This is a genomic window from Pseudomonas sp. ANT_J12 (genome assembly GCF_008370045.1).
In the GTDB taxonomy this organism is placed as follows: Bacteria; Pseudomonadota; Gammaproteobacteria; order Pseudomonadales; family Pseudomonadaceae; genus Aquipseudomonas.
This window is the reverse complement of sequence record NZ_VOBN01000005.1, coordinates 123,809-135,229: the sequence shown is the minus strand read 5'-3', so window position 1 is coordinate 135,229 and position 11,421 is coordinate 123,809. Positions and strand designations below refer to the sequence as shown.

At 55.4% G+C, this 11,421-nt stretch carries 15 protein-coding genes; 3 read left to right on the top strand and 12 right to left on the bottom strand.

What is annotated here, in order from left to right; genetic code table 11:
- Window positions 1–990 precede the first annotated feature (990 nt).
- From FQ192_RS13650 to FQ192_RS13640, 3 genes are read right to left on the bottom strand one after another with little or no spacing between them, the layout of a single operon-like run.
- Entirely contained in the window at window positions 991–1,701 is a 711-nt protein-coding gene (locus FQ192_RS13650; protein WP_149659076.1) for an SDR family NAD(P)-dependent oxidoreductase, read from the bottom strand.
- A gap of 43 nt (window positions 1,702–1,744) precedes the next feature.
- The gene (locus FQ192_RS13645; RefSeq protein ID WP_149659075.1) at window positions 1,745–2,401 is read right to left on the bottom strand and encodes a DsbA family oxidoreductase; all 657 of its coding nucleotides are present in this window, start codon (window positions 2,399–2,401) and stop codon (window positions 1,745–1,747) included.
- Window positions 2,398–2,619, bottom strand: a complete 222-nt coding sequence (locus FQ192_RS13640; protein ID WP_123511287.1) for a 4-oxalocrotonate tautomerase family protein — start codon at window positions 2,617–2,619, stop codon at window positions 2,398–2,400. Before FQ192_RS13640 ends, FQ192_RS13645 begins: the two co-directional genes overlap by 4 nt.
- A 229-nt stretch (window positions 2,620–2,848) precedes the next feature.
- Here FQ192_RS13640 and FQ192_RS13635 point away from each other — a divergent pair, with 229 nt between their 5' ends.
- Entirely contained in the window at window positions 2,849–3,172 is a 324-nt protein-coding gene (locus FQ192_RS13635) for a helix-turn-helix domain-containing protein (protein ID WP_149659074.1), read from the top strand.
- Window positions 3,173–3,756: 584 nt separating this feature from the next.
- Complete coding sequence (locus tag FQ192_RS13630) at window positions 3,757–4,041, top strand: DUF3077 domain-containing protein (protein WP_123598117.1); 285 nt, start codon at window positions 3,757–3,759, stop codon at window positions 4,039–4,041.
- A gap of 188 nt (window positions 4,042–4,229) precedes the next feature.
- On the opposite strand, the gene FQ192_RS13625 is transcribed toward FQ192_RS13630, so the two are convergent.
- From FQ192_RS13625 to FQ192_RS13610, 4 genes are all read right to left on the bottom strand, one after another.
- A complete protein-coding gene (locus FQ192_RS13625; RefSeq protein WP_149659073.1) occupies window positions 4,230–4,907 on the bottom strand; it encodes an RES family NAD+ phosphorylase in 678 nt (225 codons plus the stop codon).
- Window positions 4,907–5,317, bottom strand: a complete 411-nt coding sequence (locus FQ192_RS13620) for an MbcA/ParS/Xre antitoxin family protein (protein ID WP_149659072.1) — start codon at window positions 5,315–5,317, stop codon at window positions 4,907–4,909. The genes FQ192_RS13625 and FQ192_RS13620 overlap by 1 nt, the downstream gene beginning before the upstream one ends.
- 289 nt (window positions 5,318–5,606) lie before the next feature.
- Window positions 5,607–5,921 (bottom strand): type II toxin-antitoxin system YafQ family toxin, encoded by a 315-nt coding sequence (locus tag FQ192_RS13615; RefSeq protein WP_123511297.1) that lies wholly within the window; start codon window positions 5,919–5,921, stop codon window positions 5,607–5,609.
- A complete protein-coding gene (locus FQ192_RS13610; RefSeq protein WP_149659071.1) occupies window positions 5,887–6,177 on the bottom strand; it encodes a type II toxin-antitoxin system RelB/DinJ family antitoxin in 291 nt (96 codons plus the stop codon). The genes FQ192_RS13615 and FQ192_RS13610 overlap by 35 nt, the downstream gene beginning before the upstream one ends.
- Before the next feature lie 482 nt (window positions 6,178–6,659).
- Here FQ192_RS13610 and FQ192_RS13605 point away from each other — a divergent pair, with 482 nt between their 5' ends.
- Entirely contained in the window at window positions 6,660–7,586 is a 927-nt protein-coding gene (locus FQ192_RS13605) for a LysR family transcriptional regulator (RefSeq protein WP_149659070.1), read from the top strand.
- On the opposite strand, the gene FQ192_RS13600 is transcribed toward FQ192_RS13605, so the two are convergent.
- The 5 genes from FQ192_RS13600 to FQ192_RS13580 form a co-directional block, all read right to left on the bottom strand.
- Window positions 7,503–7,820 (bottom strand): AzlD domain-containing protein, encoded by a 318-nt coding sequence (locus FQ192_RS13600; RefSeq protein WP_010464672.1) that lies wholly within the window; start codon window positions 7,818–7,820, stop codon window positions 7,503–7,505. The genes FQ192_RS13605 and FQ192_RS13600 overlap by 84 nt on opposite strands.
- Window positions 7,799–8,515, bottom strand: coding sequence for an AzlC family ABC transporter permease (locus FQ192_RS13595; protein ID WP_149659069.1), 717 nt, complete (start codon window positions 8,513–8,515; stop codon window positions 7,799–7,801). The genes FQ192_RS13600 and FQ192_RS13595 overlap by 22 nt, the downstream gene beginning before the upstream one ends.
- On the bottom strand, window positions 8,512–8,949 hold the full coding sequence (locus tag FQ192_RS13590; RefSeq protein WP_178129123.1) for a GNAT family N-acetyltransferase: 438 nt from the start codon (window positions 8,947–8,949) through the stop codon (window positions 8,512–8,514). Before FQ192_RS13590 ends, FQ192_RS13595 begins: the two co-directional genes overlap by 4 nt.
- Before the next feature lie 13 nt (window positions 8,950–8,962).
- The gene (locus tag FQ192_RS13585) at window positions 8,963–9,709 is read right to left on the bottom strand and encodes a 2OG-Fe dioxygenase family protein (protein WP_149659068.1); all 747 of its coding nucleotides are present in this window, start codon (window positions 9,707–9,709) and stop codon (window positions 8,963–8,965) included.
- A gap of 229 nt (window positions 9,710–9,938) precedes the next feature.
- Complete coding sequence (locus FQ192_RS13580; protein WP_149659067.1) at window positions 9,939–11,225, bottom strand: OprD family porin; 1,287 nt, start codon at window positions 11,223–11,225, stop codon at window positions 9,939–9,941.
- Window positions 11,226–11,421 lie beyond the last annotated feature (196 nt).

The window sequence follows — 11,421 nt, the reverse complement described above, 5'->3', positions numbered from 1 at the left end:
CTTCAAATTGGCATATAATTACACTCCGGCCTGCGCAACCAAGCCGAAACTGCGTAGTAAGTATGTGACAATTCATAAATGCCTACTTGTATTTTCAACTTGAATAGTCTGAATCTGATTTGTACAGCGTGGCTTATATAAAGGATATGGCGACATGCCGGGTTGGTTGAGGGACCTCCAAGGCTGGCCCTCAAAAATTGGCCGCAGCATCATCTGGCGACCCAATTCCACTTATTGGATTGGTCGAATAGATCTTCGGGAAGGACGATTTTACTTTGGCTTTCCATGGCCAGACTCCCACATGAATCGTTGACGGCGCAATGCCACTATCGACACTACCGTTTAGCGCCTAAACCGTAAAGGACCGAAGAAGATAAGGGGGCTGCTGCGCTGAAAAAGGCTTATGAGGCGACTATAGCCCCATTTGCAGCGATGCAGAGGAGGCTCGGAATCCAACCCTTGAGGCGACAGGGGCCTCAACGCGCAAATTCACTATGAACGGACAGGGGTCAAATTGATGTGTTGTCGCCGATATTGATGGTTGAGAATGCTTAGACGCCTCAACACAAAACCGAGTCTGCTAGCGTCTAAACTGCGCCAGAACACACATACTTGAGCCAGTAACCCCTCTGCCTTGGCTGCACTGCGATGCGGGCGACACCAAGAAATGTAGAGCTGAGACCAAGCTGAGGATATTCCAAGAGGTAGAACTTAACTTAATCGTACGATAACTATATTTAAAACAATGACTTATTTTTCGATTCGACTCCTGGTGCCGCACCATATTTCAAAGCCCCGCAATGCGGGGCTTTGTTATTTCTGGGATTCGGAACGCCCGTCACGACTAATCGTGAAAACGTCCACAAAGTGTCCACACCTGATTTTTGCAGTCCACCCGAAAGCCTGGACGTTGGGCTGCTGGCACCAGACAACAAAGCCCTCGCATTTCTGCGAGGGCTTTGTTGTTTCTGCAGTTTGTAAAATCAGGTCTTAGTGACCCGCACTCTGCCCACCATCCACATGCAAAATCTCGCCAGTCACAAAGTTCGCACGGTCCAAGTACACCACTGCCTGTGCAATGTCGCTGATCTCCCCCATCCGCCCAACCGGATGCAAATTCCCCAGCGCTTCGTGAGTTTCCTCATCATGCATCGGCGTCTTGATAATGCCAGGGCTCACCGCATTCACCCGAATCCCACGCTTGGCATATTCAATCGCCAACGACTTTGTCGCCGCATTCAAGCCACCCTTGGTCAACGAAGCCAGCACCGAAGGCACGCCATCAATCGCATGGTCCACCAGGCTGGTGGTGATGTTGACGACATGACCACTGCCCTGCTTCTCCATCTCGGAAATCGCAAGTTGGGTGATGTAGAAGAAGCCATTCAGATTCACCGAGAGCACCGCAGCGTAATCTTCCTGGGTGTATGCGGTGAATGGTTTGGCGACGAAGATCCCGGCGTTGTTGACCAGCGTATCGACGCGACCAAAACGCTCAATCGCTTCACGGATAACGCGCTGGGCAACCGCCGGATCGCCGATGTCGCCGGCAACTGTGTGAATGTCCGGATCGGTGGACGGTTTGATCGAACGCGAAGTGGCGACCACTTTGTAATCCAGTTCACGGAACGCCTTGACCATGCCCGCGCCGAGACCTTGGGAAGCGCCAGTAATTACGATGACTTTTTTCGAATTGCTCATGATGAACCTCAACTAATAAATGATGGTTTGAAAAAGTGATGAATCAGGCTTCAACAGGCGCCTGCGCCATTTGTCGCAACGTCTGTTCGTAGTACTCGACCGACTGCGAGCCGGACACCAGGTGACGACCGTTCAGCACCATGGCCGGGACCGAATTGATGCCGCGCTCGCGATAAAACGCCTCAAGATCACGCACTTCCGTGGCGAACGCCCCGGACGCCAGCACCTCGCGGGCTGCCGCCGCATCCAGCCCCACTTCTGCCGCCAGTCGAACCAGCGTCTCGCGATCACTCAGGTTCTGGCCGTCGGTGAAGTAAGCGCGCAACAAGGCTTTTTTCAGCGCGACCTGCCGCCCTTCCCGCAATGCCCACGTCAGCAACCGATGCGCATCAAACGTGTTGTAGAAGTGGCTGCGTTTCTCCAGATCGAACTTGAAACCAATGGCCTCACCGCGAGCGATCTGCATCGCTTTACCGGCGGCGACGTCTTCGGCGGTGCGTCCATATTTGCGCATCAAATGCTCGACGGCTTTTTCGCCGACTGCTGGCATATCCGGGTTCAACTCGAAAGGCTTGTAAGTCAACTCGACCGACACTTCACCGGCCACGTTCTCGATCGCCTGCTCCAACGCCGTCGCGCCCAACGCACACCACGGGCACACCACGTCGGAGATGAAATCAATAGACACGGTCGCGGTCATGACTTGCCCTCCGCCTCTGCCAGTTGCTTGCGGTACTGGGTGGTGGTGATGCCGGCATAACCCCAGTTATCGGTGTCGACTTCTTCGATCACGATGTGGGTCAGGTGCGGGTCCTTTTTGAGGACGCGCTGCAGGGTTTCAGTAATTTCGGCGATCACCTGAGCTTTCTGCTCCGAGGTAACGCCATCGCGAGTGATGCGAACGCTTACGAAAGGCATGAGGGAATCTCCAGTGACCTGCCCCGTCGGGATGATGGGGAGGCGTTGGAGAAGAATGTAGGGGGTTGGGTCAGAGGGATAAAGGTGGGGGTGGGTACTTCATTAGTTACGCCGCGTAATGAGTGCCGAGATTGTCGCTCGAAAAAATGTTTGCCTGGGAAATGATCAATTAGCTAATCTTCAATTATCGTAAATTTTAGATAACAGCAGAAATTGAGGTTAATCGTTTATGGCAATTCAATTCTTCGACAGCCCATTCCACGTCACCCACGATGAGGAGGTTGCCAGCAAAATGGCTTTGAAAATGGAGCTTTCAATATTCATCACTGACTGCATCAAAAAACTGGGCCTCAAACAAAGTGAGGCCGCAGCCAAGCTGGACGTAACCCAATCACGTGTTTCTGAACTCACGACTGGCAAGATCGAGAAATTCACAATCGATGCAATGATGGACATGCTGGATAAACTCGGCTTTCGCACCACTTTTACCTTGCCGCCCAACGATGCCGGCGTCTCGCCTCAGATCGTGATTTCGCAGCGTCGCACCTGCTAAACGTTGTAACCCTTCCTCCTAACATTCATGCCCTCTGAGTGCGTCAGTAGACGATTTTGGAGGCGCTGTTTAGTAGTTATCGAGGACTGTTTGAGCAGTAGGATCTTGCCCCTTTTTTTGTAGTCCATTGAGTTGGGTATCGCCAACGACACGTGATACTCCAAGCGCTCAAGCACTTAGCCCGGTAGCAAAGTAAATTTTTGACCGACGCCACCACCTGGCCACGATTGCGCTCCCTCCCGCCTAAAGCTACCTTCAAGCCGTCGCTGCCAATTCAGCGACCGGGCCTGAGAACCCGGGTAATATGCGCGCGCACCAGCGCCCTAAATCACGTTTGCGGCGTTTTTTTGTGTCTGCATTTCCGTGTTATGGCGGCTGTGCGTGGGAGACCTTCGGGTCTGCCGGGTCGTGCATACCGGTTTCTCAGCCTGCGCATAGCTGCCACCCATTCGCCTGAGAACGAACGTGGCAGCTCTACTTTGATTTTCTGGAGTATTGCTAATGCACGTAATTGATCCGTCAAAAGAAACCACCACTGCTGCACCGGTCATCACCCACCACCGCCCAAAAACCGGAGGTGCCCAATGACCATCCCTCAAGACCTGAAAACCATCGGCCTCACCCCGTTCTCCTACCACGCCAACGAAGCGCTGTTCCGCATCAACTCCGGTGTCCCGGTGATCGAAGCCCTTTCCCACGCTTCCAACCTGCTCCACGTCGCCAAACTGCTCGCCTCTGACGCTGCTATGGTTCGCGAAACCGACCGGCATGCCTGGGCGTCGTATTATTTGCAGGAAATGAGCAAGGCGATCATCGATGACGTGGTGAAGGTGCTCGATGCACCGTGTAACAACCGCCGTCCAACGTAGTCGCGCACGCATAAAAAAGCCCCGAATCAATCGGGGCTTTTTGCGTGCTGCAATCATTAAAAACCTGAGCTCCGTGCATAAAAACGATTCTCCCTGCATAAAAACGAATATAAAACGGACCTTTTGCATAAAAACGATTAGAAACTGGCCAAATCATTCGCAACTCCTAACAATTTCGGGCCTCCCCCTCAAACCTCACTCACCTCAAACACAAACGAAATCCTCCGACTGCTCGCACTCCACACATACCGAATGTGCTTCCCCTGCTTCGGAATCGACACCGCCGGTGGTCGAAACGCCGCAACACATTCATGCCCCGGCAAACGAACGCTGTTGTAGAGCAATCCCCAGGACAACGTTTCGCGCAGTTGCCGAGCGAAGGCCTGGGAGGGGCCGTAAGCAGTCGGGTCCGGATCATGAAGCTGCGGATAGTTCTGGCGAATGTCATGCAGCGGTTTGACGACCTTGTTGACGTAGGTGCGCATGGTCAACTCAAGGTCTGGCTCATTGGTCGCAGCGAGAAATCGTTCCTGGTGATAACTCGTCTCGGCAATGGCAGCAGCCTGGCTACTCGCAGCGTAATAGACGCCGAACGTGCCATCCGTAAAGCGACTGCTTTTGCCGATGTGCGTAAACGCAGCCATCACGGGCGTAGAGCCGGGCCCGGAAATTCGGTCTTCGGGACGGACTCGGGAGAGCACGCCGGCCTCTTCCATCAGCCGATCATTGGTCAGTGCTTCAAGTGCGTAGGCCGTGGGCAAATCTTCTGGATCGAGCACGTCTTCAAATAACGAGATCGGCGGGAAGCAGCTGTTAACGATCCGATAAGCCCGCGGCCACTGCGGGTCGGTCAGTTCCGGCGCCATCAACCGCGCACTCCGTCGAGGTAGCGGCGCACGTCAGCGATGTCCACCACGCGGCCTACCAACATGTAATCCAAAGCGGTTTGGCCATTGAACGGCGCGGCGGTGTTCGGGCTGCTGACCCATTTGTAGGCGCGCTCGCGGCTGTTGCTGAAGATGATGCTCAGCGCTTTGTGGATACCCATCAGGTAGGAAATGCGCTCCAGGGTGTCGTGGGGCAGACGCACGTTGGGCGGTAAGTGTTTGTACTTGTAGAACGTAGTGTTGCCGACTTTGCCCAGCAGCGTGCGTTGTTGCTCGGCGCTGCAGCCCCAACGCTCCATGAGGTTGAAGAAGAACTTGAGCGCGACGCGGCCGGCTTCGGGGGAGTCGAGTTGTTGCTGTGGGCTGAGGGCGGGGGATGAGGTAGGCATGGGGTGGCCTCCTTGAGAATGTCTTAGGGCCAGATTAGTACAGATGCGGATAGATATGTACTATTAATTCGCAAGTGTACTAAGCACTATTTCAGCGCATTGACACAAAATCGTTTGCTGCAGAAAATCGCGTCAAGAGCGCGAAACCGACTGCCTTCAAGTGGCGATAGTCGGCGTTAGGAACCCTGTTGATGACTTGAACGTCAGCGCTCGGGTGAGACCTCTTATGTGAAGCAGCCTAATTAAATTGGGCTGCTTTTTTTGGAGCGTTGACCGAGATTCATACCCTCTATTTGAACAGCTCAGAATGGCTTCCGAGATCAACAAATGTAATCAGGTCGGGGCGAGTGTTCTGGTAGATCAGCAAGAAATCACCACCAATATGACATTCCCGAAATCCAGCCCAATCGCCAGTCAAAGCATGATCCAGGTACTCAGCTGGTAATTGCTCACCTAGAAATAACAGGACCATCATGTGGCGGACTTCATTCATGTCACGACGCCCAGCTCGTTTATAACGTTCCCAAGACTTCTTGAATTCCGACGTTTGCGCGCACTGCTTAGGCAGCTCAGCGCGCTTTTGCTTTTTTTCCGGTTTTGCCATCAACGTCCCTCAGCATGTCGTCTATCGAGCCGAACCGCTGGCCAATCTCTTGTGCTTCCATCATAGCCCGGGCGGTTTTCTCAGAAGGGACGCGAACCTCAAACGGGAGTCCTTGAGTCGCTACGACCTGGCGGAGAAAAAGACGCATGGCGTCACTGATACTCAGCCCGCAAGCGCTTAATACTTCTGTCGCACGCATCTTCAGATCCTCATCAATGCGGCACCGAACGTCGGTAGTTTTCAGTAATGCACCCATGTTAATAACCTCATCGTCATTTGTAGCTACATTGGCGCTACCTCTGCATTGTGATTGGGGGTCTCATTTTCGGTCAATGGCAAGTTGATAGGCGGCCTTACCATTTGCTCAATCGAAGATATTTATCGACCGGAGATCTCTCGACCTATTACAACCGCTGCCGATAGCGACAACCATCAGCCCGATCGCAATCTTCCCTGAGACTCTTCCGAGACCGCTGCAGGAAGAATCCCCGCAGCCGTAAGCCCCACCCAATAAAAAATGCCCGAACCTTTCCAGTCCGGGCATCTTTTTTGACCTCAATCACCCCAACCCCACCAAAAACCCCGATCCTGTGTAAGCCTCCAGCCATCGGCTGCGGAATCAATTCGCTACTAAACTCGCGACAACTATGCTCAGGTGCAGGAATATAGCCGGCATACGGCGCCGGATAGGCCGCAGGTACACAACAATTGCCAGCCCACTTTAGAGGGCATTACCCCATGGATAGCAGAACCTTACGCAACCTCATGCGCATCGTGCAGACCGGCTCGTTGTCGGCGGCAGCAGAGCATTCCTGTTTGACGGTGCAGGCGTTGGCCGCGCAGTTGAACAAGGTCGAAGAGCAGTTTGGATTTCGTCTGTTTCGACGTTCCAACAAGGGCCTGACCCTGACTGTGCAGGGCACGGAGCTCACGCCCTATATTGACAAGGTCCTGGTCGCGACGCGGCAGATGGAAGAGAAAGTGGCGGCGCTGAAGGTGCCCGGCCAGCGCACGCTGAAGGTGGCGTTGAATACCACGCTGTCGGAGGATTTCAATCGACGCATGATCGGACGCCTGTTTGAGGTGTTTCCTGACCATCAACTGGAGTTTTCCTACGCCGAGTCGATGGAAAACCTCAGCAAGCTGAAGAACGAAGACTTCGACCTGGCCATTTTGATCGGCCCGCAAAAGCCGGGGCTGCCGAGCATTTTGCTGCCGGACGTGCACGTTCAGGTGGTCGGCGCGCATTGCGGTCAGGAAAACGACCCGCTGGTTATGCTGGGCGACAAGTTTCAGGTTCGTCCTGCGGATGATTGTCCGTATTCCCACAGTTTCCTGCGCTTTCTCGACGCCGGCCTGGGCAACTACGAAACCGGCCAACGGATGATTTATTCCTGCAGTGAAACCCTGACCCTGTCGCTGATCCCGCAAATGGACGGCATCGGCATGGTGTCTCGCGACGCCGCGCAGCGTAACGGCTTGACCATTTTCCCTGGCTTCGAGGATTTCCTCGAAGTGCGGCTGGCGGTCAATAACCCTGAGTTGTCGGGCCAGGCCTTGAGCGATGTGGTCGACCTGCGCCTACATGAACGAGCCGAGCGCAATGTACGCAGCCGTCCCAACCGCCACACTGAGAAAGAGGTTTTTGCTGAAATACGCACATAACAACGTCGGAATCGCGGCATAGAATTCCGGGCGATCGAGCTGCACATGCTGGTCCTTGATCAACAAGGGCGTAAGGCTGATCGCAGCGACGATCGCCACTGGCAAGTATTCCAGCGCTCGGGCGACGAAGGGCGGCCAGTGGTCGGTGTTGACTTGCAGCGGCAGTGCGCGTGGCAGGAAGGTCACGGCCATCATCAGCACGACGACCAGGATCAGGAACGTTTGGTCAGGCATACACCCACCCCGCAACCCACGAATGTGGCGATAAACACGTTGAACGGCGAACTGCCAACCAGGCTCAAGGCGCCCATGCAGACGACTGCGGCCGCTGCGGCGATCAGCTTGTTACGGGTGTTGCACAGCGACACCAACACGTAGAGCATCATCGCGGTCAGGGCGTAGTCGAGTTGGTATTTGATCAAGTGCGAGGCGTACTGCGCGCAGATCGCCCCGAGCAAACCGCCGAGCACCCACGAGGTGTGGCAAAACAGGTTGAAACCGATCAGGTAACGCACGTTGACCGGCGCGCCGCTGCCCAGTTTCACGCTGTGGAAGGCGAACGATTCATCGGTCAGCCCACCGGCATAACACCAACGTTCAAAACGACTGAGCCCCAGCGCCCGCAAGGCCTTGGCCATGTAGACCGACATCAGCATGTGCCGCGCGTTGATCAAAAACGTGGTGAGGATAATCGTGGTCAGCGACGCGCCGCTGGAGATCAGCGCCAACGCGGCGAACTGCGAAGCGCCGGCATACACGAACAGGCACATCGCAACCGGCAACCACACGGGCAACCCGGCGTTGACGGCCATCAAACCAAACACAAACGACACCGTGAAGTAACCGGCCACCACCGGGCTGGCTTCTGCAAAGGTGCGCGAAGGCTGCGGCTCGACCATCAGCGGCTGGCTGCTGGACGTCTCATTCATAGGTCCCTCTCAAAGGTCGTTTCGCCACGCGGCTCGCAAAAACCCTGGGCAGTCCAAAAACGTTTGCCGGCAAGGTTAGCATCGTCGACGAACAGGAACATCCGCAGCACGCCCACGCGCTTCATGTCCGCCGAAGCCGCTTCCACCAGGCGCTGGCCCACGCCTTGGGCGCGATAGTGCGGGCTCACCGCCAAGTGGTTGATGGTGCCACGGCTGCCGAGCATACCGCCCAGCACCGCGCCGACCACTTCGCCGCTGAGGTCGAGCGCCAGGTAGGCGGTGGTGGTCTTTTGCACCAGCACACCGCGCAGGCATTTGGCGTCCTGCCATTCGCAAAACGACACCTCGTCGAACTGCCGAAAAAAGCGCTCCAGGCGCACGGCATCCTTTGCATTGGCCCGCCACATCATCACGGATGTGGCGGGGCTGTCCATGGGGTCGAGCTGTTCAGCGAACAATGTCGAAAGCGGTCCCGGGCCGCGAGAAGGAAATCGCCAGGATCTGCCGATACGCCATGTCGTGGGAATGGGTATTGCGGGCAGGGGTTACGTAGTGGCGCATGTCGCGGTCGAGGAAGAACGTGGTGTCGAGGATTTCCTGATACGTCGTCGACGCCAGTTGCTCTTCGTGGGCGCTGTAGAGGCGGCTTTCAGCACCGTCCACATTGTTGCGGCCCCAGAAGTGCACACCGCTGAACGGGTAACCGTCGCAATGAATGCCTTCAGGGGTGATTTCCAGTTGCTTGCCCGGTTTGATCTCGATGCGGATCTGATGGATCTGGCATTGCCAGATTTCATCGTGCAACTCCGGCGGCAGCACGTTTTTATACACTTCGAAATCGATGTCGATCAGGCTGCGCATCACCGGCGAATTGATCACTTCTTCGGAGAAGTCCTGGAAGTGCCGAATCATGCCGCCGACGTAGCTGTTGTTGGCCTTGGATTGCACATAGGCGCGGTGTTCCAGCTGCGTCAGTTCGCGGGTCACCGGGTTGTATTCGAAGTCGCTGTAACGACGGAAACGCATGCCGGATTCGGCCTGGCCGTAGTAGCTGTCCGGCTCCATGTTTTCCCAACTTTTGGTCAGGCGGACGAAGTCGGCGAAATGACCGTAGAGGTTGAAGTCACCACCCTGGACGTTGACAAATTTGTCGCGCCGTAGCGATTCGCCAACTTCTCTGTTTAACACGATCATTACTAGTCTCCGCTGCATTGAGCGGCCTAATCTATTAGGTGCAGGATTTGCGTCCATGAGAAAGAATTTCAGGCATCTCAAGCATTGCTTGAAGCGCCATAAAAAGATCACTTGAATCGACATTTTTATGCCAAAAAAAGAGCTTTTAGAGCGTTTTCATCAGAAAACAGCAAAAAAAAACCCCGAGCCAGTCGGGGTTTTTTATTGAGTTTTTTAACTCAGCCGATCATCAGAAGATGTTGATCGGGTAGTCCACGAACACACGCAGTTCGTTACCGCTGGCGTTGTACTCACTGGATTTCTGCGACACGCGCAGGATCGAGCTGCGCAACTTCACGCTCAGGTCTTTGGCCGGGCCGCTTTGCACGACGTACTTGAACTGGTTGAAGATTTCGCGCTCGGTACCGCCCTCGCTGGTGGAGGTGGTGATGTTGTCGCCGCGCACGTAAGCCACGTTGTAGCTCAGGCCCGGAATGCCGAAGGTGCTGAAGTCCAGGCCATAGCCCAACTGCCAGCTGCGTTCGTCTTCGGCGTTGAAGTCAGACCAGTAGGAGTTGGCCAGGGAGATCGTGTTGCCACCGTCGCCGACACGACCCTGGTCTTTCTGATAGCCGCCGTAGGCGTAGCCCAGGTTGCTGTCGCCGGTACTGCGCTGGTGCGCGATGGTGAACGAGTGCGGGCCGGTGGCGAAGATCGCGGCCAGGCTCCAAATTTTGTTGTCGTCGCCGGTGATTCCGTTTTCGCGGACGTAGGAATTGTCCAGCTTGGTGCGGTAGCCGTTGAAGTCCAGGGTCAGGGACTGATCCTTGTCGATCGGGAACACGTAGTTGGCGTTCACGTATTGCTTCTTCAGCACGTCTTCGACGTCGGAGGCGTAGACCGCAGCCTTGAACTGTTCGGTGAACTGGTAGCTGCCGCCCAACACGTTGATCGACTTCAAGCCACCGCTGTCACGGCCTTCCGCGCTTTTACGCGATTCGGCGGTGAAGCGACCGGCGTTCAGGACCAGGCCTTTGATCTCCTTGGAGGTGATCAGCGTGCCGGTGTAGCTTTCTGGCAGCAGGCGCGAGTTGTCGTAGTTCAGCACCGGCAATTCCGGCATCTGGTCGCCGTAGGTCAGCGTGGTGCTGGACAGGCGGAATTTGACGGCGGCGCCGCCCTTGGACAGGTCGTTGGCCGGGTGGCCGCTGTCGCCCTTCTTGAAGAAGTCGATGCCCTGGGCACCGCTGCGGTCTTCACTGCGCTCCAGATTGAGGGCATACAGACCAAAAGCGTCGACACCGACACCGACGGTGCCTTGGGTGAAACCGGACGAGAACGTACCGATGGCCGCTTGGCCCCACTCGGATTTATCGTCGTTGCCGTCTTTGTAGTCACGATTGATGTAGGCATTGCGCAGCAGCACTTTGAGGCTGCTGTCTTCAACAAATCCCTTGGCTTCGGCCTGGTCGTTAGCCATGGCCTGTGTAGCGCTCAACATCCCCAGAGCGATCAGGCTGATTCGCTTATTCAACATTTTGTTTTCCTTATTACGGGTTGATACGCGCTGTGCCGAACGGCTGAAATGGCGCTATTGCGCTCTTTTTTCACCCCGAAACAAAAAGGCCCGCCCACGAAAAATCGCGGCGGGCCTTTTTATTGTTTTGTGAGTCATGGCGGTTAGCCACAGGCGTTGGCGTGGATCCTATCCGCGCCCTTCACCGTGTGTCAAT

Bases quoted from the DNA above. Each gene is read 5' to 3' on its own strand.
- FQ192_RS13650 (WP_149659076.1), bottom strand. From the start codon at position 1,701: ATGAGCAATTCGAAAAAAGTCATCGTAATTACTGGCGCTTCCCAAGGT.
- FQ192_RS13645 (WP_149659075.1), bottom strand. From the start codon at position 2,401: ATGACCGCGACCGTGTCTATTGATTTCATCTCCGACGTGGTGTGCCCG.
- FQ192_RS13640 (WP_123511287.1), bottom strand. From the start codon at position 2,619: ATGCCTTTCGTAAGCGTTCGCATCACTCGCGATGGCGTTACCTCGGAG.
- FQ192_RS13635 (WP_149659074.1), top strand. From the start codon at position 2,849: ATGGCAATTCAATTCTTCGACAGCCCATTCCACGTCACCCACGATGAG.
- FQ192_RS13630 (WP_123598117.1), top strand. From the start codon at position 3,757: ATGACCATCCCTCAAGACCTGAAAACCATCGGCCTCACCCCGTTCTCC.
- FQ192_RS13625 (WP_149659073.1), bottom strand. From the start codon at position 4,907: ATGGCGCCGGAACTGACCGACCCGCAGTGGCCGCGGGCTTATCGGATC.
- FQ192_RS13620 (WP_149659072.1), bottom strand. From the start codon at position 5,317: ATGCCTACCTCATCCCCCGCCCTCAGCCCACAGCAACAACTCGACTCC.
- FQ192_RS13615 (WP_123511297.1), bottom strand. From the start codon at position 5,921: ATGGCAAAACCGGAAAAAAAGCAAAAGCGCGCTGAGCTGCCTAAGCAG.
- FQ192_RS13610 (WP_149659071.1), bottom strand. From the start codon at position 6,177: ATGGGTGCATTACTGAAAACTACCGACGTTCGGTGCCGCATTGATGAG.
- FQ192_RS13605 (WP_149659070.1), top strand. From the start codon at position 6,660: ATGGATAGCAGAACCTTACGCAACCTCATGCGCATCGTGCAGACCGGC.
- FQ192_RS13600 (WP_010464672.1), bottom strand. From the start codon at position 7,820: ATGCCTGACCAAACGTTCCTGATCCTGGTCGTCGTGCTGATGATGGCC.
- FQ192_RS13595 (WP_149659069.1), bottom strand. From the start codon at position 8,515: ATGAATGAGACGTCCAGCAGCCAGCCGCTGATGGTCGAGCCGCAGCCT.
- FQ192_RS13590 (WP_178129123.1), bottom strand. From the start codon at position 8,949: ATGGACAGCCCCGCCACATCCGTGATGATGTGGCGGGCCAATGCAAAG.
- FQ192_RS13585 (WP_149659068.1), bottom strand. From the start codon at position 9,709: ATGATCGTGTTAAACAGAGAAGTTGGCGAATCGCTACGGCGCGACAAA.
- FQ192_RS13580 (WP_149659067.1), bottom strand. From the start codon at position 11,225: ATGTTGAATAAGCGAATCAGCCTGATCGCTCTGGGGATGTTGAGCGCT.